This is a genomic window from Streptomyces kanamyceticus (assembly GCF_008704495.1).
GTDB lineage: Bacteria > Actinomycetota > Actinomycetes > Streptomycetales > Streptomycetaceae > Streptomyces > Streptomyces kanamyceticus.
Genome location: NZ_CP023699.1, coordinates 6,146,177 through 6,166,215 on the forward strand (window position 1 = coordinate 6,146,177; position 20,039 = coordinate 6,166,215).

General features: G+C 68.4%; 21 protein-coding genes. 10 read left to right on the forward strand and 11 right to left on the reverse strand.

The window, feature by feature from the left end; all coding sequences use genetic code 11:
- Positions 1–10 precede the first annotated feature (10 nt).
- The 7 genes from CP970_RS26425 to CP970_RS26440 form a co-directional block, all read right to left on the reverse strand.
- Positions 11–670 carry a DUF2637 domain-containing protein gene (locus CP970_RS26425; protein ID WP_055543621.1) on the reverse strand — a complete coding sequence of 220 codons (660 nt, stop codon included), beginning with the start codon at positions 668–670 and terminating at the stop codon, positions 11–13.
- Entirely contained in the window at positions 670–840 is a 171-nt protein-coding gene (locus CP970_RS44325; protein ID WP_157877636.1) for a hypothetical protein, read from the reverse strand. The genes CP970_RS26425 and CP970_RS44325 overlap by 1 nt, the downstream gene beginning before the upstream one ends.
- Before the next feature lie 72 nt (positions 841–912).
- Complete coding sequence (locus CP970_RS44330) at positions 913–1,086, reverse strand: hypothetical protein (RefSeq protein WP_169801183.1); 174 nt, start codon at positions 1,084–1,086, stop codon at positions 913–915.
- A gap of 2 nt (positions 1,087–1,088) precedes the next feature.
- Complete coding sequence (locus CP970_RS26430; protein ID WP_055543615.1) at positions 1,089–1,283, reverse strand: hypothetical protein; 195 nt, start codon at positions 1,281–1,283, stop codon at positions 1,089–1,091.
- 61 nt (positions 1,284–1,344) lie between these two features.
- Entirely contained in the window at positions 1,345–1,503 is a 159-nt protein-coding gene (locus tag CP970_RS44335; RefSeq protein WP_157877635.1) for a hypothetical protein, read from the reverse strand.
- An 85-nt stretch (positions 1,504–1,588) separates the two neighbouring features.
- Complete coding sequence (locus CP970_RS26435; protein WP_055543614.1) at positions 1,589–2,944, reverse strand: FtsK/SpoIIIE domain-containing protein; 1,356 nt, start codon at positions 2,942–2,944, stop codon at positions 1,589–1,591.
- Positions 2,945–2,946: 2 nt separating this feature from the next.
- Entirely contained in the window at positions 2,947–3,303 is a 357-nt protein-coding gene (locus tag CP970_RS26440; protein ID WP_055543613.1) for an SCO3933 family regulatory protein, read from the reverse strand.
- A 168-nt stretch (positions 3,304–3,471) separates the two neighbouring features.
- On the opposite strand from CP970_RS26440, the gene CP970_RS26445 reads away from it, so the two are divergent.
- The 3 genes from CP970_RS26445 to CP970_RS26455 are packed head-to-tail and all read left to right on the forward strand — an operon-like array spanning position 3,472 to position 5,129.
- The gene (locus CP970_RS26445) at positions 3,472–4,245 is read left to right on the forward strand and encodes a GntR family transcriptional regulator (RefSeq protein ID WP_079043106.1); all 774 of its coding nucleotides are present in this window, start codon (positions 3,472–3,474) and stop codon (positions 4,243–4,245) included.
- A 15-nt stretch (positions 4,246–4,260) separates the two neighbouring features.
- Complete coding sequence (locus CP970_RS26450; RefSeq protein WP_224058716.1) at positions 4,261–4,791, forward strand: GNAT family N-acetyltransferase; 531 nt, start codon at positions 4,261–4,263, stop codon at positions 4,789–4,791.
- 47 nt (positions 4,792–4,838) lie between these two features.
- The gene (locus CP970_RS26455) at positions 4,839–5,129 is read left to right on the forward strand and encodes a hypothetical protein (protein ID WP_224058719.1); all 291 of its coding nucleotides are present in this window, start codon (positions 4,839–4,841) and stop codon (positions 5,127–5,129) included.
- A 71-nt stretch (positions 5,130–5,200) separates the two neighbouring features.
- Here CP970_RS26455 and CP970_RS26465 read toward each other — a convergent pair whose 3' ends face one another.
- The gene (locus CP970_RS26465; protein WP_055543611.1) at positions 5,201–5,752 is read right to left on the reverse strand and encodes an HD domain-containing protein; all 552 of its coding nucleotides are present in this window, start codon (positions 5,750–5,752) and stop codon (positions 5,201–5,203) included.
- Positions 5,753–6,678: 926 nt separating this feature from the next.
- Here CP970_RS26465 and mtrA point away from each other — a divergent pair.
- From mtrA to CP970_RS26495, 6 genes are all read left to right on the forward strand, one after another.
- Positions 6,679–7,368 (forward strand): two-component system response regulator MtrA, encoded by a 690-nt coding sequence (mtrA, locus tag CP970_RS26470; RefSeq protein ID WP_189176211.1) that lies wholly within the window; start codon positions 6,679–6,681, stop codon positions 7,366–7,368.
- 1 nt (position 7,369) lies between these two features.
- On the forward strand, positions 7,370–9,553 hold the full coding sequence (mtrB, locus tag CP970_RS26475; RefSeq protein ID WP_224058722.1) for an MtrAB system histidine kinase MtrB: 2,184 nt from the start codon (positions 7,370–7,372) through the stop codon (positions 9,551–9,553).
- A gap of 127 nt (positions 9,554–9,680) precedes the next feature.
- Positions 9,681–11,438, forward strand: a complete 1,758-nt coding sequence (locus CP970_RS26480) for an LpqB family beta-propeller domain-containing protein (protein WP_055543619.1) — start codon at positions 9,681–9,683, stop codon at positions 11,436–11,438.
- 130 nt (positions 11,439–11,568) lie between these two features.
- Positions 11,569–12,414, forward strand: a complete 846-nt coding sequence (locus CP970_RS26485) for a ComF family protein (protein ID WP_055543618.1) — start codon at positions 11,569–11,571, stop codon at positions 12,412–12,414.
- A 314-nt stretch (positions 12,415–12,728) separates the two neighbouring features.
- Complete coding sequence (gene hpf / locus CP970_RS26490) at positions 12,729–13,421, forward strand: ribosome hibernation-promoting factor, HPF/YfiA family (RefSeq protein WP_055543609.1); 693 nt, start codon at positions 12,729–12,731, stop codon at positions 13,419–13,421.
- A 196-nt stretch (positions 13,422–13,617) separates the two neighbouring features.
- The gene (locus CP970_RS26495) at positions 13,618–14,361 is read left to right on the forward strand and encodes a response regulator (protein WP_055543608.1); all 744 of its coding nucleotides are present in this window, start codon (positions 13,618–13,620) and stop codon (positions 14,359–14,361) included.
- A gap of 24 nt (positions 14,362–14,385) precedes the next feature.
- Here the strand turns inward: CP970_RS26495 and CP970_RS26500 are convergent, their stop codons facing one another.
- Together CP970_RS26500 and CP970_RS26505 are read right to left on the reverse strand one after the other, a co-directional pair.
- Complete coding sequence (locus tag CP970_RS26500; RefSeq protein ID WP_055543607.1) at positions 14,386–15,579, reverse strand: winged helix-turn-helix domain-containing protein; 1,194 nt, start codon at positions 15,577–15,579, stop codon at positions 14,386–14,388.
- A gap of 91 nt (positions 15,580–15,670) precedes the next feature.
- The gene (locus CP970_RS26505; RefSeq protein WP_055543606.1) at positions 15,671–16,249 is read right to left on the reverse strand and encodes a GNAT family N-acetyltransferase; all 579 of its coding nucleotides are present in this window, start codon (positions 16,247–16,249) and stop codon (positions 15,671–15,673) included.
- 245 nt (positions 16,250–16,494) lie between these two features.
- On the opposite strand from CP970_RS26505, the gene secA reads away from it, so the two are divergent.
- Positions 16,495–19,332: a preprotein translocase subunit SecA gene (gene secA / locus CP970_RS26510; protein ID WP_055543605.1), complete on the forward strand. Its 2,838-nt coding sequence runs from the start codon at positions 16,495–16,497 to the stop codon at positions 19,330–19,332.
- Between the two features lie 92 nt (positions 19,333–19,424).
- Here the strand turns inward: secA and CP970_RS26515 are convergent, their stop codons facing one another.
- Positions 19,425–19,898: an Rv3235 family protein gene (locus CP970_RS26515; RefSeq protein ID WP_150494014.1), complete on the reverse strand. Its 474-nt coding sequence runs from the start codon at positions 19,896–19,898 to the stop codon at positions 19,425–19,427.
- Between the last annotated feature and the right edge of the window lie 141 nt (positions 19,899–20,039).

Sequence of the window (20,039 nt, forward strand, 5' to 3'; positions counted from 1 at the left end):
CCTTTCTGGGTCAGGTGAGTTGGGCGGCGATCGCGTCGGCCATCGGGGCCGGGACGCCGAGGCGCACGCGCAGGGTGTCGGAGTCGATCCGGGCACCGGTGCGGGCCTCGTGCTCGTCGGCGACCTTGCGGGCATGGGCCACCAGTGCGGACGGCACCGTGGGAGCTTCGGGCAAGGCCGGGACCGGAGCGGACGCGGAAACCGACGTTGGCTCGACAGCGGCCACGGGGCCCGGCTCGGGGGTAGCAGGCTCCGGTGGAACCGGCGTCCGGTCGCTGTCCTTGGTGTCCGCAGGCGCCGGAATGGTCGGGGCGTGGGCGAGCAGGGTGCCGCCGAGGAAGGCCAGCGCGGGCCATCCGGCCACAAGGAAGCGCAACCAGGCCGGGGGGTGTTCCAGGTCGAGGAATCCGGCGGTGGCCACGTTCGCGCCCAGCGAGGCGACCAGAGCCGTCAGGAACCAGCACCAGGCCAGCCGGGATGGTCCGCCGTTACGCAGCCTTCGCCAGGCGGCGACCAAGAGCAGGTCGACCGAGACCGGGTAGGCCCAGGCCTTCCAGCCGTCCTGTCCGGCCGCGACGGCGATGTCATGCAGATGCGCGAAGGACAGCGCCCCGGCGATCACGGCCTGAACGAGCACGGCGTCCACGCGCCGGACGGTGCGGTGTGCCATCACCGCCACCTCACATCAATGAACGTTTCCTCGTCGACGTGATGCGAGCCAGCAACGAGGTGGCCGATGTAGTCCTTCACGTCTCCGCGTACTTCGCTGCGCTCAAGCCCGTAGTCCAAGGCCCAGGCGTCGGCATCCACGTCTACGGTGATAGTGATCCGTACCTTCATGGCTTGCCTCCCTTGCTTGGAGGCCGGGACGGGGCGGGGCTCATAGATCCGGCCGCCCGGTCCCGGCGGTGATCAGTCGGTGGATGCTTCGCCGGAGCCCATACAGCCCAGACACAAGCCGTTCTGTTCGCCGACGACGCGGCGCTTGCGGCCGACACGGACGGGCCGGGCGACCTCCCCGGTGCCCTTGCACGTCCGGCATTCCTTGACGTCGGGCTTGCCGGGGGCAGGCTTCTTCGCGACCACGCTCACCACTCCCCGCCGGAGTTCGGGGGACCGTCGATGGGGCCGCTGCCGGGCGGGAGGTCGGTAGGCAGGGACGCGGCCAGCGAGGGGCCGATCACCGCCACGAACTGCTCATCAGCGCCAGGCCAGTTGGCGTACACGACCAAATCACCGAGCATCGCCACGGTGCGGTCCAAGTCGTCGCAGTGATCACACATGCCGCTCTCCTTCAGGTGGTGGCATGGGATGGATAAGGACGTGTGGGCGGTCGAGGCGCCGTCAGCGCCGTGCGGCCTGCTCGACGTGCAGCCGGGCCTTGGTGGCCATCTCCCGACGTGAGCAGGTCGGGCGGCCCATGGCGCCGCAGGAACAGCGGAAGTTGTAGTTGCCGAAACCGACGTCGTAGACCTTGGTGCGGTGCTTGCGACGCAGACCCATGACGGATCACCTCTCTGGATGTGGACATGGCGGGGGTAGGGACTTGGCGCGAGGTGGTCGCGCCGACCGGTGGAGCGGGAGGGTTCTAGACGGCTTCAGCGACGGGTTCGGCCGTCGCGGGCACCGGGGCCGCAGCGGTGGGGATGCGTGGGCGGAAGCGGGCCAGCTCCGGGAGATCCGGGGTCAGGTCAGCGTGCCGGTTGCAGGCGTTCACGGCCTGGCGCAGCGTCGTGTGCGGGGTGCGGATGCGGAACCAGTCGCCCGTGGAGTAGCCGACCACGGCCATGCCGCGCCGGTCGTTGGGGATCTGCGTGGCGGCGAACACCGCGTAGGGGGAGATGTCCCCGAACGCCATCCGGGCCGAGGATTCGTCGTTGACCCGATGCGCGGTCCGCCCGGTCAACTGGGCGCGCAGCATCGTGATCCCATCACCCAGCTCGGAGCCGAAACGCTGCCCGTAGATATCCAGGAACACCCCAGCCGCACGCCCGAGTTGGGCCAGCCGGACCAGGGCGGTGATGATCCGATCCCGGCGCTTCTCCTGCGCCTTGCCGGAATACAGGGCCAGTTCGGCCACCTCATCGACGGTGAGCAGGACCGGGATGGGCCGCAGGTGTTCGGGCAGACCCCAGATGTCGGCGGTGATCTCCGCATGCGGGGTGTCGGCGCTGACGCGCTGCTCGCGCCGGATGATCTCGTAGATGCCTTCCATCCGGTCGACCAGGGCTTCGAGCATCTCCATCGCGTCATCGGGGTTGTCCGCCAGCGCGGAGAAGCGGCGGGCCATCGGGGCCAGTTCGACGCCGTTCTTGCAGTCGATGCCGACCAGCGCGATGGGCAGTGCCGCGAGTTCCTTGATGACGCGGCGCTGGTAGACCGACTTGCCCGACTGGGTGGCGCCCAGGGTGAGCGAGTGCGGTGTCTCGCGGTAGTCGCGGCAGTGGATGCGGCCATCCTCCCGCAGCGCGAGCGCCACTTTCAGACCGTCGCAGGCGACCCGTGCGGGCATCTGGACTCGCTTGAGGACGTCATAGCCGGTCATGGTGATCTCGACGATGCCGGGCTTCGCCTCGCGGGTGATGACCTGATGGACGGCGAAGGAGTGCCGCAGCCGGTCGGCCGCCGCCGAGAACACGAACGCGTCCTGCCCCGGCAGCATCTTGATCCGCAGCCGCAGGCCGGTCCGCGTCGGGGAAAGCCGCAGCAGCCGGGGAACCCGCTGGCGGGGTATCTCCCGGCCGAACGTGCGGGCCATGGCCAACCGGAAGCGTGAGGCCGGGACGGTCAAGTGGCAGGCGTCCATCACGGTCGCATAGCGGACCCGGATGCGGATCGCGGCGAAGAGGACCCCGAAGGTCATCCAGTACCAGGCGGGACGGCGCCACCGAAGCAGCAGCGCCAACCCGGCCACGATCGCTAAGGCGATCGCTAACCAGCCCATGATCAGGCCGCCTTGGACTTGGCAGGTGCCTCAGCCAGGGAGGTGACCGCCACGGCACGGAAGCTGATCCCGTGCCGCTTCTGCCCGTTGAACTCGTTCTCCCACGGCCGGGCAACCACACCCGTCAGGGCGACCGGGGTACCCATCGCGAGCTCACCGGACAGGCCGGTCTCCGGAACGGCCAGAGACAGGATCTCGGCATTCCCGTCCATCACGAACATCACGTCGACCGTCCACAGCGTGACACCGGTCTCCCGGTCCGTGGCGATCTCACCGGTCTGCCGATTCGAGATCTTCTTCATCGGAGGCTGCGCCACCATCATGACGGCGGACGAAACATCTACGGGGATCTGACGCATGAGACGCACTCCTTGCTGAAGGGTGGATGCCAACTCGCAGATGAATCAAGCTAGTTGGACTGGCTTGCACCACTTATGGAACTGGCTCAAACCAGTTACGTCAACCCTCTCCATGCAACTGGCTTGAGCCAGGGGCTAGACTGGCGCCAACCATCAAGAGAGGGAGCGATGACCAACCAGACCGAAGACCGGAGGCCGCTCAGCCGACAGATTGCGGATGAACTTCGCAATGAGATTGAAAGTGGACAGCACGCATCCGGGGCAAAACTCCCGTCCCAACGTCAACTTGCGGAGCGGTTCAGCGCCGCACGAAACACCGTCGATGAGGCCCTGAAGATCCTGGCGCAAGAAGGGCTAGTAGTCGCTGAACACGGGCGCGGTGTATTCGTTCGTGTGAAGCAGCCCCTTATTCGGCTTGGCAGCGACAGGTACTCACCAAAGCATCGGGAAACTGGACTATCACCGTTCCTTATCGAATGTGCAAGGCAAGGGAAGGTCGGAAGGTTTGAAGTCCTTAATATTGAACGGATCAAGCCGAATAAAGAGCTAGCCAAGCAGCTCCATGTCTCCGAAAAGGCTAAGTCCGTATTGCGTCGCGAGAATGTATTCTACGCCGACGCTGACCCGGTCTACCGAGTAACTACGTGGATCCCCTGGCGCATCGCGCAGGGGACGGGGCTGCTCCAAGAAGAAGTCCCGCACCAGTACGGAATCCACGGGGTGTTTGAAGAAAAGGGTCACGTGATGACCCGCATCAATGATGAGATCACGGCACGTATGCCCACACCTGAAGAGGTCCGCTACCTGAACCTCTCGCCGGGCATCCCTGTCATCGAGGTGATGCATACCAGCCTTGACCAAGATGGCGAGCCCTACGAGGTAACCAGGTTTGTAATGCGTTCCGACATGAACGGACTTAGCTACAACGTCCCTGTCGAATAAGGTGAGGAGTTGTCCGTGTCCTGTGACGCCGAAACCGAACAGGCCATAGTCATTCGCGCCCGCAGAGACGCAGATCTCGACGAGGCCGCAACAGCGCTGGTAGCGGTTCACGCCGCTGATAGTTATCCCGTCGAAGGTGTCGATGATCCACGGGGATGGCTGAGTCCAAAAGGCTTGATCCAAGCATGGGTAGCAGAGGCAGACAGTCGGATAGTCGGCCATGTCGCAATTAGCCAGGCGCAGGCCGAGGAAGCCGTCTCCCTCTACAGGGAGCAGGCTCATACCGAAGCTCAAGTTGGTGTACTCGCCCGACTTTTTGTAATGCCCCAGGCGCGAAAGAGAGCAGTTGGTGAACGCCTCGTTCGTGCTGCTGTCGAGTACGCGCACACCAATGATCTCCGGTTGGTCCTTGACGTAATGACCAAGGACAAGGCCGCCATCCGACTCTACGAACGGATGGGATGGCAGAGCATCGGAGACGCATCGCACGCCTACGGCGAGGGGCAGCAGATGCGCGCTGTTTGCTACGTCTCGCCAGCCGAGTGACGAAGCGGACTCCGCACCACACAGCAACGCTGTACCGGGCAAGCGGGATGACCAGTACGGTGGTTGAGGGGAAGGCGGTGATTGCAACTATGGGTTGGGTCGATCGAGAGCACATCCCCACCATCGAGCAGGACTGGCGCTACACCCGGCTGATCAACATGACGAAGCGTCTGTTGGAGGCCAAGTTGGCAGCTACATGTAGCAACTGCACTGATGGGACGATCACCATTCGAGACGGTGATGGCAACGAAACCACCATCGAGTGCACGGCGTGCGGTGGGACAGGCATGGCGCCCACCCTGCAAGACAACGAAGACAACGGCCAAGCCGGAGGTTGAACATCCATCCGTCCATGCGGATGCAGATCGACCACGGATTGGCCGGTCGAACAAAGCCCTACATCGGCTGATCACTTACCGAGGCGGGTGCACGTGCGCTCAACAGCAGCCCCGAGATACGGGCGCGCCTTGCTGATCGCGGTGTGCACTGCGCTGCCCGGCTCGTACCGGACGAGGATCTCGTCAATCCGGCGGTCGAAGTCGAAGGACTGCCCGGCGGGACCAGTCGTCATGTCAGCGCAAATCAGCGCGTCGAGGAGCGGTGAGTCTTCCCGCTCGTACTTGGCCAACTCAGCTGAAAGTCCCCGCTGTTCGGCCTCATACACGGCGCCAGAGTGGTGGGCGACCAGCTGTACGAGCCGCAAAGGAGCGCCGAGCCCTTCCAAATGCCGAGCACCGTCGAGGGGGTGGAACCCGGTCTCGCGAAGCTCCGGGGCGTACCCAATGTCATGCAGCCAGGCGGCGGCAACAAGGAGGCCCCGTTCTTGCTCTGGCACAGCCGTCGCCACCTCGCGCGCACGGGCCGCAACAGCCTGCGTATGCAACCAGCGGTTTCCAAGCGAGGGCAACAGGGACTCAGCCAGCTCAACCGCCCCCTGGGGCGTGTCCAGTGCGGTAGGCATGATTCGCACCGTAGCCGAATCGGATGGCTACCCGACAGCCCCGTGCCGGACGCTCCGGATCATGGCGCTGGATAGAACTTTCTCTACTTCATCAAGGCTCGCTGCGCTCGCGTCCACCTGATCAACCTGAGGAGCCAACCACCCTCGCCCTGCGGCTTCGGCCCCCGTCACGCGGGAGAGCCCGCCACGGACCGCCGCCGCGATCCGGCCTAGAAGAGGGAAGAGATCAACAGCATCCGTAGGACGACCAGGCGCAGGAACAAGAACACCCCCTCAAGGCAACCCACCAGGCCCGAGCCGTCCCCAAGGGGATCAATCCGAAGGACCGAGAGCCCCAAAACGGGGCGGCGCCGGTCGGCCGCCGCCCCGCCGCCTGAATGTCTACGCCACCGGCCACGGGGCACCGACCGCCCGTCGCCTCCAAGGGGCCAAGAACCCAGCACCGGGCCATGGAGGTACAGGGGATTGCCGCACCACAGGTCAACGACGCTTTGTGTTACCGAACAGGCCGGATCGCGGCGGCGGTCCGTGGCGGGCTCTCCCACTACCTGGGCCGTTGCCCCGTGGCCGGGGCGGTCGGTGGAGCGGCTTTAGGCAGCCACTTTGGGGCGAGCCTCTAAGATCATGGCCCCGATTCGGACCTTGCGGGCAGGTCCAGTGACTGCCCGAATCGCGATGAGCTTAAGGGGCCATGATCACTCGCCCCAAAGCAGCTCCCGCCCAAAGCCGCTCCACCGACCGCGTTGCCAGGGTGCGCGCTGTAGCGGCAAGGAGTGGAGCAGGGCGATCGGGGTAGCACGCTCGCTGACATCCATGGCTGACATCAACAGCCACGAACGGCGGCGGACAGTAATGGCCCGATACGACTATCGTCACAGGCCAGTGACCTGCCTCACCAGTGCCCCGGTCACTGTTACGAGAATGGGATGATGTCAGGCATGAAGGGACGAGTCCTTGTCGTCGACGACGACACCGCACTGGCCGAGATGCTCGGGATTGTGCTGCGTGGTGAAGGTTTTGAGCCGTCGTTCGTAGCTGATGGCGACAAGGCGCTGGCTGCTTTCCGGGAGGCCAAGCCGGATCTTGTGCTGCTCGACTTGATGCTTCCCGGTCGGGACGGCATCGAGGTGTGCCGCCTGATCAGGGCGGAGTCCGGGGTGCCGATCGTGATGCTCACGGCCAAGAGCGACACCGTGGACGTGGTGGTCGGTCTGGAGTCGGGGGCGGATGACTACATCGTCAAGCCGTTCAAGCCGAAGGAGCTCGTGGCCCGGATCCGGGCCAGGCTGCGGAGGTCGGAGGAGCCCGCGCCGGAGCAGCTGGCCATCGGTGACCTGGTCATCGACGTGGCGGGGCACTCCGTGAAGCGGGACGGGCAGTCGATCGCGCTGACGCCGCTGGAGTTCGACCTCCTGGTCGCGCTGGCCCGCAAGCCGTGGCAGGTGTTCACGCGTGAGGTGCTCCTTGAGCAGGTCTGGGGCTATCGGCACGCGGCGGACACCCGCCTGGTGAACGTGCACGTCCAGCGGTTGCGCTCGAAGGTCGAGCGGGACCCTGAGCGGCCGGAGATCGTGGTGACCGTCCGTGGCGTCGGTTACAAGGCCGGACCGAGCTGACGTGTCCCGGGACAGTTCCTCCTCGGCGCCCGGGGATCCGGGGGCTCGCTCGGGGCGGACTGGACCGGCGCGGCGCGCGTCCCGGTTCGGGCGGCTCGTCGACGGCGGGCTGCTGTTGCAGGGCGGGGTGCAGGGCAGCCCCGTGCTGCGGCTCTTCGCGCGCTGGGTGCGCCGTCCGCTGCTGCCCGCCGTGCGGCTGTGGCGGCGCAACATCCAGCTCAAGGTCGTCGTCACGACCCTGCTGATGTCGCTCGGCGTGGTCCTCATGCTCGGCTTCGCCGTCATGAGTTCCGTGAACAACGGCCTGCTCAAGGCCAAGGTGAAGGCGTCGCAGAGCCAGGCCGACGGAGGTTTCCGGGCGGCCCAGGACAATGTGAACGCGGCCCGGCAGGGCGGCACGGGGCAGGGGCAGGACGGCAGTACCGCGGACGGGCGCAATGCCGCCGTGTGGATGTCCGACCTGGTCGAGCAGCTCTCCAGCGGCGGGCAGAACGCGTTCGCCGTGGTGACGCTGAGCCCCACCTCCGCGGGTGACGCGGGAAGCGTGCGGGGTTCGCGGGCGTCGGGCGGCGTGGAGCCGATCCTGAGCGTGCCCGAGGAGCTGCGCCGCCGGGTCGACGAGGGCACCGAGGTCTATCAGGCCAATACGCGCATCGTCTACGACGACGGGCGTGCGCCGCAGTCGGGCCTGGTGATCGGCAAACGGCTCAACGACCTCAACGGCGACCCGTACCAGCTGTACTACCTCTTCCCGCTGACGCAGGAGGAGGAGTCGCTCAACCTCGTCAGGACGACCCTCGCGACCGCGGGGCTCTTCGTCGTGGTGCTGCTCGGCGCCATCGCCTGGCTGGTGGTGCGCCAGGTCGTCACGCCCGTCCGGATGGCGGCGGGCATCGCCGAGCGGCTGTCGGCGGGGCGCCTTCAGGAGCGTATGAAGGTCACCGGCGAGGACGACATCGCGCGGCTCGGCGAGGCCTTCAACAAGATGGCGCAGAACCTCCAGCTGAAGATCCAGCAGCTGGAGGAGCTGTCGCGGATGCAGCGGCGGTTCGTGTCCGACGTCTCGCACGAGCTGCGGACGCCGCTGACGACCGTGCGGATGGCCGCCGACGTCATCCACGAGGCGCGGGTGGACTTCGATCCGGTGACCGCGCGGTCGGCGGAGCTGCTCGCCGATCAGCTGGACCGGTTCGAGTCGCTGCTCGCCGATCTGCTGGAGATCAGCCGGTTCGACGCCGGTGCGGCGGCTCTGGAGGCCGAGGCGATAGACCTCAGGGAAGTCGTACGACGGGTGGTCGGCGGCGCGGAGCCGCTCGCCGAGCGCAAGGGCACGCACATACGGATCGTGGGGGACCAGCAGCCCGTGGTCGCCGAGGCCGATGCCCGGCGGGTGGAGCGGGTGCTGCGCAATCTCGTCGTCAACGCCGTGGAGCACGGCGAGGGCAAGGACGTCGTGGTGCGGCTCGCGGCGGCCGGTGGCGCGGTCGCGGTCGCGGTGCGTGACTACGGAGTGGGGCTCAAGCCGGGCGAGGCGACGCGGGTGTTCAGCCGCTTCTGGCGCGCCGACCCGGCACGCGCGCGTACCACCGGTGGTACGGGTCTTGGCCTGTCCATCGCCCTGGAGGACGCGCGACTGCACGGCGGGTGGCTGCAGGCGTGGGGCGAGCCGGGCGGCGGTTCGCAGTTCAGGCTCACGCTGCCGCGTACGGCGGACGAGCCGCTGCGCGGTTCGCCGATACCCCTTGAGCCCGACGACTCGCGGCGCCACCGTGGCCTGAACGACGCGGGCCTGCCGCTCGGCGGCACGAGCAAGCTCGCCACGGTGCCCGCGCAGGCGTCGGCCGAGCGGGTGCCGCCGCCCGTACCGGCGAAGGGGCCGATACCGCCCCGGCTGCTGCAAGCCTCGGCCGTGGACGTGGACCCCGCGGCGCTGCCGGGCAGCGGCGCGCGGGTCGTGTCGCGTCGGCCGGTGGACGACGAGGCGCTGGGGGATCCCGAGTTGGACGGGCCGGGTCTGGACCATCCGGAAGCCGAGCCGGACGGGGACGGTGACCTGGACCTGGACCTGGACCTGGACCTGGACGGGGACGCGCACGAGCCGGAGCCGGAGCGGGAGCCGGGGGCGAAGAGGGCGGCCGGAGAAGAGGATCCGGCGAGGGAAGAGGAGAGCACTCGTGGGCGCTGACCCTGAGGGGCGAGGCCGCCGCCGGACGGGCCGCACGACGGGTCGTAGGACAGGCCGTGGGCGGCGTCCGCTGCGTACCGGGCTGCTGCTGACCGGCTGCGTGTCGCTGCTGGCAGGCTGCGCCTCGATGCCCGACAGCGGGAACCTGAAGTCCGTCGACGCCTCGCAGCGTCCGGACTCCCAGTCGCAGGTCCGGGTCTACGCGATGCCGCCGCGCGAGGGCGCCCGGGCCGTGGAGATCGTGCAGGGCTTCCTGGAGGCGCTGACCAGTGACGATCCGCAGTTCGCGATGGCGCGCAAGTATCTGACCGGCGATGCGTCGAAGAGCTGGCACCCCGAGCGGTCCACGACGGTGCTCGCCGACGGTCCGAACACGAGCGCGGAGGGCAACGCGGGCAACGACAGCGAAGGACGTACGTTCTCGCTGACCGGCCGCGAGGTCGCGACGGTGGACGAGCAGCACGCGTACCGCCCCCAGGAGAGGCAGTACAAGCAGACCGTCCACCTCAGTCAGCAGGGCGGCCCGGGTGGTCCTTGGCGCATCGACAGGCTGCCGCCGGGCGTGGTGCTCGGCGAGTCCGACTTCCAGCGCATCTACCGGTCCGTCAACAAGTACTACTACGCCACGCGCGCGTCCGGGATGGGATCGGACGGCCAGCGGGCGCTCGTCGCCGACCCCATCTACATACGCCAGCGCATCGACCCGCTGACCGAGACGGTGAAGTCGCTCCTGCACGGGCCCACCAACTGGCTGGACCAGGTGGCGGATTCGAGCTTCAGCAGCGGTACGAAGCTCAAGGATCCCGGCAAGTCGCTGACGCCCGACGACCAGAACAAGCTGACCGTGCAGCTGAACTCGCGGGCCGACCGCACCGGTCAGCGCCGGTGCAGCGAGATGGCGGCCCAACTGCTCTTCACGCTCCAGGACTTGACGTCGTCCGGGGTCGAGGAGGTGCAGCTGCAGCGGTCCAACGGCTCGATGCTCTGCGTGCTGAGCGAGGAGCGCGCCGAGTCGATCGCGCCGCACCGTACCGCGGACCGCCCCGACTTCCAGTACTTCATCAACGACAAGAAGCAGCTCGTCCGGATGCCCGCGGCCCCGGGCAGCACCGCGGACCCGGAGCCGGTCCTCGGCACCATCGGCAGCGGCGAGCAGCCGCTGCGCTCGGCCGCGGTCTCGCGCGACGAGAAGCGCGCGGCGGGGGTGTCGTACGACGGGCGCTCGCTGTACGTCGGTTCGCTGGACGCGAACGGCGAACTCCACAAGGCGGAGGTGCGCAGCAAGGCCAAGCTGGAGGAGGACCGCCTCTCCACGCCGAGTTGGGACGGCAGGGGCGATCTGTGGGTGGCCGACCGCGATCCGAAGCGGCCGCGGCTGCTCTGGTTCGGCCAGGGCACGGGCGAGCCGGTCCAGGTCGACGTGTCCGGTCTCGACGGGCACATCGAGGCGGTGCGGGTCTCCGCCGACGGCGTGCGCATCGCCCTGCTCGTGGAGAAGGGCGGGAAGAAGTCCCTGTGGATCGGCCGGGTCGAGCGGGCCGGTGGCGGCGAGGGCGAGAAGGCGGACATCTCGGTGCTCGAACCCACGCAGGCGGCACCGCAGATGGAGGAGGTCACGGCCATGTCGTGGGCGGGCGGCAGCCGGCTCGTGGTGGTCGGGCGCGAGTCCGGCGGGGTGCAGCAGATGCGGTACGTCCAGTGCGACGGATCGGTGCGTCCGGGGACCGCGCTGCCCGGGCTGACCGGCGTGAAGGAGATCGCGGCTTCGGAGGACGAGCGGCAGCCGCTGGTGGCGCACTCGGACGACGGGATCGTGCGGCTGCCCACGGGTGCGCAGTGGCAGACGGTGGTGAAGGAAGGGGCGGCTCCGGTCTATCCGGGGTGAGGCTTCGGGTCGGCCTCTCGAACGTCCGTGCGCTGGTGGCGAGTTGCCGCCAGGCCGCCCCGCGAGGTTGTCCACAGGTGGTTATCCACAGGGGTGGCCGCGCGGCCCGTCGGTTGGCACAGTGGTGGACATGCGGGGCTGGTGGCAGGACCTGACCGACCTGGTGCTGCCGGCGGAGTGTGCGGGCTGCGGGCGACCGCGTGCGGCGCTCTGCGTCGCGTGCCGTGCCGTCCTGTGCGGGTCCGCGTCGCGCCGGGTGCGGCCGGTGCCGGAGCCGCGGGGGCTGCCCGTGGTGCACGCCGCGGCGCCGTACGAGGACGCGGTGCGGGCCGTACTGCTCGCGCACAAGGAGCGTGGCGCCCTGGGGCTCGCCGGACCTCTGGGGGAAGCGCTGGCGGAGGCCGTGTGCGGCGCTCTGCGGGGCGAATCAGGGGTGGCGGGTGATAGTGGGGCGCAATCCTGGGTAGGCGGCCCACACGGCGGTTCACAGGGGCGCACGATGCCGTTGTCGCTCGTTCCCGTCCCGTCGTCGCGCGCCGCGGTACGGGCGCGCGGGCATGACCCGGCGCGGCGGATCGCGCTCGCCGCGGCGGGCGAACTGCGGCGTGCGGGTGTCCCGGCGAGGGTGCTCGCGGTGCTGGGTCAACGGCGTGCGGTGGCCGACCAGTCGGGGCTCGGGTCCCGACAGCGGCAGGCCAATCTGGCGGGCGCCCTGGAGGTGACCGCCACGGGCGCAGGGCTGCTGGCGCGCGGTGGCCGGGTCGTTCTCGTGGACGACCTGATGACCACCGGTGCCTCATTGGCCGAGGCCGCGCGCGTAATACGTGAAGTGTGCACGCAAGAGAAAACAGGGACCGAGACCGCCCGGAAACCCGTTTCCGGGGCCGTGGCAGGCCCGGTAATGGGCCTGGAGAACAGGATCAGTGCGGCGGTCGTGGCCGCCTCACCGGAATCCTTCGAAATAAACCGGAACTGATTGAGAACTTGCGTCGTTGCAGGTGATGAGAGGGTTGATACACCTGAATGGAGGTACGACCTCGTAGAGGGTGACGACATCCGTCCGGGCGAGATATGTTCGGTTGTGAGGAATGGCAGACGCCGTACCTCGTATATCGGAATGCCGGTAGCCGGGTTTTCTGTAATCACCCGTACCGGTGGGGTGGAGATCTTGTCCAAGGGGGAGGAGGAGGTGGAAGTCACCGAGTCCGAGGCTCCGGGAGTCACCGGAGCTTGGTGCAAAAGGGAGTTGCTCCGCCACAGGAGCGGAGCGATCCGGGAACGGAGTTCTGCGTGGACATCGTCGTCAAGGGCCGCAAGACCGAGGTGCCCGAGCGGTTCCGCAAGCACGTGGCCGAGAAGCTGAAGCTGGACAAGATCCAGAAGCTCGACGGCAAGGTGATCAGCCTCGACGTCGAGGTGTCCAAGGAAACCAACCCGCGTCAGGCCGACCGTTCCGACCGCGTGGAGATCACCGTCCGCGGACGTGGGCCCGTGATTCGCGCGGAGGCCTCGGCGGCCGATCCTTACGCGGCGCTGGACCTGGCCACGGCCAAGCTGGACGCCCGGCTGCGCAAGCAGCACGAGAAGCGCCACAACCGGCGCGGCAACGGCAGGCTCTCCGCCGCCGAAGTCGCCGAGCGCGTCCCGGACGCCGCGTACCTCAACGGGGACGGGTCCGTCGCGCGCGACGAGGAGCCGGACGGCGTGCCGGTCAAGAAGATCGGTTCCCTGGAGGTCCAGGGAGACGGCCCCCTCGTGGTCCGCGAGAAGACACACGTCGCGGCCCCCATGTCGCTCGACCAGGCGCTCTACGAGATGGAACTGGTCGGACACGACTTCTACTTGTTCGTCGACTCCGAGTCCAAGGAACCCAGCGTCGTCTACCGGCGGCACGCCTATGACTACGGCGTCATCCGCCTCAACACCGACCCGATGGTCACCAGGCCCGAGATGGCCGGTGGCGGCGGTGCCCTCGGCGGCTGACGCCGCCCCGTGACCGTCTCGGTGGTGCCCCTGGAGCGCGTTGTGCGCCCCCAGGGGCACCCTCGTGCGACCAGTGCGCGCAGCGCACCGGCGCCGGGCATGAAATCATGGGTGTGCCGGGCCAACCGGTGTGCTGCCGCCCCGGGTTGGCGCAGCAGAGGTACAACCGGGCCACGGCCTTCATGGGGGAGGAACGATGGCGGACAGCTTCGGACCGATGCGTGATGAGGATGCCGGGGACGGCATCGGCATCGGCACGCAAGCGGGCGCCCCGCGCAAGGAGCCCATCCGGGTCCTTGTGGTGGATGACCACGCCCTCTTCCGCCGGGGCCTGGAGATCGTCCTCGCCGCCGAGGAGGACATTCAGGTCGTCGGAGAGGCGGGCGACGGCGCGGAGGCGGTGGACAAGGCCGCGGATCTGCTGCCCGACATCGTGCTCATGGACGTACGCATGCCCAAGCGCGGTGGCATCGAGGCGTGCACCTCCATCAAGGAGGTGGCGCCGAGCGCGAAGATCATCATGCTGACGATCAGCGACGAGGAGGCCGACCTCTACGACGCGATCAAGGCGGGCGCCACCGGCTATCTCCTCAAGGAGATCTCCACGGACGAGGTCGCCACGGCGATCCGCGCGGTGGCCGACGGGCAGTCGCAGATCAGCCCCTCGATGGCGTCGAAGCTGCTCACCGAGTTCAAGTCGATGATCCAGCGCACCGACGAGCGCAGGCTGGTGCCCGCGCCGCGGCTGACCGACCGTGAGCTGGAAGTCCTGAAGCTGGTCGCCACGGGGATGAACAACCGCGACATCGCGAAGGAGTTGTTCATCTCGGAGAACACCGTGAAGAACCACGTGCGCAACATCCTGGAGAAGCTGCAGCTGCACTCCAGGATGGAGGCCGTCGTCTACGCGATGCGGGAGAAGATCCTCGAGATCCGCTAGGGCCTGTCCGGCGGATCAGGGGCGTCAGTTGAGGGCGCGGGTCAGCTCCGCCGTCAGTTCGGGGCGGTTCACCCGGCCCACGGCCACGGAGTCGCAGCCGACCCAGGACGCGGCTTCGCGCAGCGCCTGGGCCATCGGGGCGACCGCCTTCGGGGAGTCGAGCGAGACCTGCTTGGCGACCAGGACCTTGCCCTCGCGCGCCGGGTCGACCCGGCCGAGCAGCTTGCCGCCCGCGAGCAGCGGCATCGCGAAGTAGCCGTGGATCCGCTTGGGCTTGGGCACGTACGCCTCGAGGCGGTGGGTGAAGCCGAAGATCCGCTCCGTGCGCGCACGCTCCCAGATCAGGGAGTCGAAGGGGGAGAGCAGCGTCGTGCGGTGGCGGCCGCGGGGGGTGGTCCGCAGGGCCTCGGGGTCCGCCCAGGCGGGCTTGTCCCAGCCCTGGACCGTCACCGGCACCAGGCCCGAGTCCGCGACCACCGCGTCGAACTCCTCGCCCTTGAGGCGGTGGTAGTCGGCGATGTCCGCGCGCGTGCCGACGCCGAGGGACTGCCCGGCGAGCTTGACCAGGCGGCGCAGGCACTCCGGGTCGTCCAGGTCGTCATGGAGGAGCGGGGCGGGGATGGCGCGCTCCGCGAGGTCGTACACCCGCTTCCAGGAGCGGCGGTCGGTGCACACCACCTCGCCGTACATCAGCGCGCGCTCGACGGCGATCTTCGACTCCGACCAGTCCCACCACTCGCCCTTGTTCTTCGCGCCGCCCAACTCCGTCGCCGTGAGGGGGCCTTCGGCGCGCAGCTGCTTGATCACCTGGTCGTACGCGCCGTCGGGCAGGTCGTGGTGCCAGTGCGGGCGGGCGCGGTAGGCGCGGCGGCGGAAGGCGAAGTGCGGCCACTCCTCGACGGGGAGGACGCACGCGGCGTGCGACCAGTACTCGAAGGCGTGCGGCCGGGGCGCGGGGGCGCCCGCGGGGGTGGCGCTCCAGTACGCCGACTCGACGGTGTCGCGGCCCACCGCGCCGAGGCGTGCGTACGGAATGAGCTCGTGGGACCGGGCCAGGACCGAGATCGTGTCGAGCTGGACCGCGCCGAGGTGCCGCAGCACGCCCCGCACGCCGGACTTCCGGTCCGGGGCGCCCAGGAAGCCCTGGGCGCGCAGGGCGATGCGGCGGGCCTCGTCGGCGGAGAGTGCGAGGGCGGGGCGCGGCGGCAGGCTCGTCATGGTCGAAACGATAGGGGGCGGCACTGACAATCCGGCCGGGGAACGGTGATCCGGGCCGGAGCGGTGGCGTCAGGGCCTGGTGGGCTCGGCCTTAGGACTTGGGCTTGGCGGGGAGGTAGGGGTGGTGCGAAGGGAGGTCGAGGTCCGAGGGGAGCAGGGCGCCGACCCAGCTGTCGCGGAGGGTGCCCTTGTTCAGTAGGCCGCCGCGGAGCGTGCCCTCGATGGTGAAGCCCGCCTTCTCGACGACGGCACGCGAGCCGGTGTTGCCGACCTCGGCGCGCCACTCCAGGCGCGTGCAGTGCAGGTCGGTGAAGGCCCAGCGGGCCAGGCCGAGCACGGTCTCCGTCATGTAGCCGCGGCCCCGGTGCTCCTTCGCGGTCCAGAAGCCGATCTCCCAGGTGCCCGAGCGCGGGTGGTGCAGGCTCGCGGCGGCGAGCAGCGGGCCGCCCTCCAGGGGGCGTACGGCGAAGGTGTACTCGGTGTCGTACCGCCAGCCGTCCGGGACCATGCGGTTGATGAAGCCCTCGGCGTCCGCGCGGGCGTACGGCGAGGGGATCGTGGTCCAGCGCTGGACGTCGGGGTCCTGGCAGGCCTCGTAGGTCTCGCCGGTGTCGGCGGACGTGAAGGTGCGCAGGCTCAGCCGCTCGGTGGTCAGGGTGACGGACTCCATCAGGCGATTCTGCGGGGGCGTGGTCCTGGTGGCCAGCCTTTTTCGCCGGTGACGGTGATCACCGAACGCACCTTCGTGATCACAACTCCGCAGCACTCATGGGCACAACCCGGCACCTTCGGCGCTCCTCGCCCGTTGACCTCATGGCAGACCTCCCGGCGCAGCCGGGTCCTCGCATACGATGGCCGTTGCCCAACGAGTAAAACCGACCATGCCAGGCCCGACCGGCAAGGAGACCAACCCCCGTGTCCGTCCTCTCGAAGATCATGCGTGCAGGCGAAGGCAAGATCCTGCGCAAACTGCACCGCATCGCGGACCAGGTCAACTCCATCGAAGAGGACTTCGTCAGCCTCTCCGACGCCGAGCTGCGCGCGCTTACCGATGAGTACAAGGAGCGGTTCGCCGACGGCGAGACGCTCGACGACCTGCTGCCCGAGGCTTTCGCGACGGTCCGTGAGGCCGCCAAGCGCGTCCTGGGCCAGCGCCACTACGACGTCCAGATGATGGGCGGCGCCGCGCTGCACATGGGCTACGTCGCCGAGATGAAGACCGGCGAGGGCAAGACCCTGGTCGGCACGCTGCCCGCGTACCTGAACGCCCTCTCCGGCAAGGGCGTCCACCTGATCACGGTCAATGACTACCTGGCCGAGCGCGACTCCGAAATGATGGGCCGCGTCCACAAGTTCCTGGGCCTTCAGGTCGGCTGCATCCTGGCCAACATGACGCCGGCCCAGCGTCGCGAGCAGTACAACTGCGACATCACGTACGGCACGAACAACGAGTTCGGCTTCGACTACCTCCGCGACAACATGGCGTGGTCGCAGGAGGAACTGGTCCAGCGCGGCCACAACTTCGCGATCGTCGACGAGGTCGACTCGATCCTCGTCGACGAGGCCCGTACGCCGCTGATCATCTCCGGCCCCGCCGACCAGGCCACCAAGTGGTACGGCGACTTCGCCAAGCTGGTCACCCGCCTCACCAAGGGCGAGCCCGGCAACCAGTTGAAGGGCATCGAGGAGACCGGCGACTACGAGGTCGACGAGAAGAAGCGCACCGTCGCCATCCACGAGTCCGGCGTCGCCAAGGTCGAGGACTGGCTGGGCATCGACAATCTGTACGAGTCGGTGAACACGCCCCTGGTCGGCTACCTCAACAACGCCATCAAGGCCAAGGAGCTCTTCAAGAACGACAAGGACTACGTCGTCATCGACGGCGAAGTCATGATCGTCGACGAGCACACCGGCCGTATCCTCGCGGGCCGCCGCTACAACGAGGGCATGCACCAGGCGATCGAGGCGAAGGAAGGGGTGGACATCAAGGACGAGAACCAGACCCTGGCGACCATCACCCTGCAGAACTTCTTCCGCCTCTACAAGCGCGACGGCTACGACAGCGGCCTCTCCGGCATGACCGGTACGGCCATGACCGAGGCCGCCGAGTTCCACCAGATCTACAAGCTGGGCGTCGTGCCGATCCCGACGAACCGGCCCATGGTCCGTGCCGACCAGTCCGACCTGATCTACCGCACCGAGGTCGCCAAGTTCGCGGCCGTCGTGGACGATATCGCCGAGAAGCACGAGAAGGGTCAGCCGATCCTGGTCGGTACGACCTCCGTGGAGAAGTCCGAGTACCTCTCCCAGCAGCTCTCCAAGCGCGGGGTCCAGCACGAGGTGCTGAACGCGAAGCAGCACGACCGCGAGGCGCCGATCATCGCCCAGGCCGGTCGCAAGGGCGCCGTCACCGTCGCCACGAACATGGCCGGACGAGGCACCGACATCAAGCTCGGCGGCAACCCCGACGACCTCGCGGAGGCGGAGCTGCGCCAGCGCGGCCTCGACCCCGTCGAGCACGTCGAGGAGTGGGCCGCGGCGCTGCCCGCCGCCCTGGAGAAGGCCGGGCGGTCCGTCAAGGCGGAGTTCGAAGAGGTCAAGGACCTGGGCGGGCTCTACGTCCTCGGTACCGAGCGGCACGAGTCGCGGCGCATCGACAACCAGCTGCGCGGTCGTTCGGGACGTCAGGGCGACCCCGGCGAGTCCCGCTTCTACCTCTCGCTCGGTGACGACCTGATGCGGCTCTTCAAGGCGCAGATGGTCGAGCGCGTGATGGCCATGGCCAACGTGCCGGACGACGTGCCGATCGAGAACAAGATGGTCACGCGCGCGATCGCCTCCGCCCAGTCGCAGGTCGAGCAGCAGAACTTCGAGACCCGGAAGAACGTCCTCAAGTACGACGAGGTCCTCAACCGGCAGCGCGAGGTCATCTACGGAGAGCGTCGGCGCGTCCTGGAGGGCGAGGACCTCCAGGACCAGGTCACGCACTTCATGGACGACACCATCGACGCGTACATCGCCGCGGAGACCGCCGAGGGCTTCGCCGAGGAGTGGGACCTGGACCGGCTGTGGGGCGCCTTCAAGCAGCTCTACCCGGTGAAGGTCACCGTCGACGAGCTGGAGGAGGCGGCGGGCGACCGCGCGGGCCTCACCGCGGAGTTCATCTCCGACTCCATCAAGGACGACATCCACCAGCAGTACGAGTCGCGTGAGGAGCAGCTCGGCTCCGACATCATGCGGGAGCTGGAGCGGCGCGTCGTCCTCTCGGTGCTCGACCGCAAGTGGCGTGAGCACCTCTACGAGATGGACTACCTCCAGGAGGGCATCGGCCTCCGTGCCATGGCGCAGAAGGACCCGCTGGTCGAGTACCAGCGCGAGGGCTTCGACATGTTCAACGCCATGATGGACGGCATCAAGGAGGAGTCCGTCGGCTACCTGTTCAACCTGGAGGTCCAGGTCGAGCAGCAGGTCGAGGAGGTTCCCGTCGAGGACGCGGCGACGTCGCTCACGAAGGACGGGGCGCAGGACGCGGTTCCGGCGGGTGCTGGTGCCGCTCGGCCGGAGATCCGCGCCAAGGGGCTCGAGGCTCCGCAGCGTCCGGACCGGCTGCACTTCCAGGCGCCCAATGCCGAGGGCGGCATCGACGAGGGTGACTTCGCCACGGATGGTGACGGTGTCCGGTCCGAGTCGGACGGGATGACGCGGGCGGAGCGGCGCAAGGCTCAAAAGGGCGGGCGGCGCCGCAAGAAGTAGGGCGGACGCGGCGTAGCCGCGGGACGTCGTAGTCGGAGGGGCCGGGCCTTTTGGGTCGGCCCCTTTGGCTTGGGCTTTTCTATGGGGGTCTTCTAGGGCGCGCGTTCCGTTTCCACCGCCGTGCAGCGCCACCTTCTGTCCGCGCCCCGGTGCAGCCTGAACGCCAGCGCCCTGAGCCTCGGGCCCGTCGCGATGCGGGCGAAGACCTCGTACGTCTCGGGGTGCGGCTGGTAGTGGCCGATGCGGTGGATCGTGGGGCGGTGGCCGCCGTCCGTGCCGAGGGGGCGGAGTTCCGCGAGGCGGGCCAGGTCGTCGAAGGCCGTGTTGGCGATGTGGCGGGCCACCCAGTGCATGGGGCGTTGGCCGCTGAGCACCAGGACCAGGCGTTCGGCGAAGAGTTCCGTGGGGTGCGGGGGTGGCTGGGCCGGGATCGCGGACGGGGCCGTGAGGGGTGGTGGTTGGCGGGTGGGGCTGGGGCGGCGGCTGTCCGTGCGGGTCGGTGGGCGGCCCGCGGGCGGGCGGCCCGTGGGTGGGCGTCGGCGTGGCCTGGTCATCACCTTGCGCATGGGACCTCCTGCGATACCGGTAAGTAACTTTTCCGCTGGGGATCTTGTACGGCGGGCGCGGCAGGGGTCGCAAGGGATCGGCGAGGGTGGGGGCGGGGGCTTCCGGATTCACCTATCCGGGTGGCCGGGGGCCTCGGAAGT

Excerpts from the sequence above, each read along its gene's own strand:
- CP970_RS26425 (WP_055543621.1), bottom strand. The coding sequence starts at position 670 with ATGGCACACCGCACCGTCCGGCGCGTGGACGCCGTGCTCGTTCAGGCC.
- CP970_RS44325 (WP_157877636.1), bottom strand. The coding sequence starts at position 840 with ATGAAGGTACGGATCACTATCACCGTAGACGTGGATGCCGACGCCTGG.
- CP970_RS26430 (WP_055543615.1), bottom strand. The coding sequence starts at position 1,283 with ATGTGTGATCACTGCGACGACTTGGACCGCACCGTGGCGATGCTCGGT.
- CP970_RS44335 (WP_157877635.1), bottom strand. The coding sequence starts at position 1,503 with ATGGGTCTGCGTCGCAAGCACCGCACCAAGGTCTACGACGTCGGTTTC.
- CP970_RS26435 (WP_055543614.1), bottom strand. The coding sequence starts at position 2,944 with ATGGGCTGGTTAGCGATCGCCTTAGCGATCGTGGCCGGGTTGGCGCTG.
- CP970_RS26440 (WP_055543613.1), bottom strand. The coding sequence starts at position 3,303 with ATGCGTCAGATCCCCGTAGATGTTTCGTCCGCCGTCATGATGGTGGCG.
- CP970_RS26445 (WP_079043106.1), top strand. The coding sequence starts at position 3,472 with ATGACCAACCAGACCGAAGACCGGAGGCCGCTCAGCCGACAGATTGCG.
- CP970_RS26455 (WP_224058719.1), top strand. The coding sequence starts at position 4,839 with ATGACCAGTACGGTGGTTGAGGGGAAGGCGGTGATTGCAACTATGGGT.
- CP970_RS26465 (WP_055543611.1), bottom strand. The coding sequence starts at position 5,752 with ATGCCTACCGCACTGGACACGCCCCAGGGGGCGGTTGAGCTGGCTGAG.
- mtrA (WP_189176211.1), top strand. The coding sequence starts at position 6,679 with ATGATGTCAGGCATGAAGGGACGAGTCCTTGTCGTCGACGACGACACC.
- CP970_RS26480 (WP_055543619.1), top strand. The coding sequence starts at position 9,681 with ATGCCCGACAGCGGGAACCTGAAGTCCGTCGACGCCTCGCAGCGTCCG.
- CP970_RS26485 (WP_055543618.1), top strand. The coding sequence starts at position 11,569 with ATGCGGGGCTGGTGGCAGGACCTGACCGACCTGGTGCTGCCGGCGGAG.
- CP970_RS26495 (WP_055543608.1), top strand. The coding sequence starts at position 13,618 with ATGGCGGACAGCTTCGGACCGATGCGTGATGAGGATGCCGGGGACGGC.
- CP970_RS26500 (WP_055543607.1), bottom strand. The coding sequence starts at position 15,579 with ATGACGAGCCTGCCGCCGCGCCCCGCCCTCGCACTCTCCGCCGACGAG.
- CP970_RS26505 (WP_055543606.1), bottom strand. The coding sequence starts at position 16,249 with ATGGAGTCCGTCACCCTGACCACCGAGCGGCTGAGCCTGCGCACCTTC.
- CP970_RS26515 (WP_150494014.1), bottom strand. The coding sequence starts at position 19,898 with ATGCGCAAGGTGATGACCAGGCCACGCCGACGCCCACCCACGGGCCGC.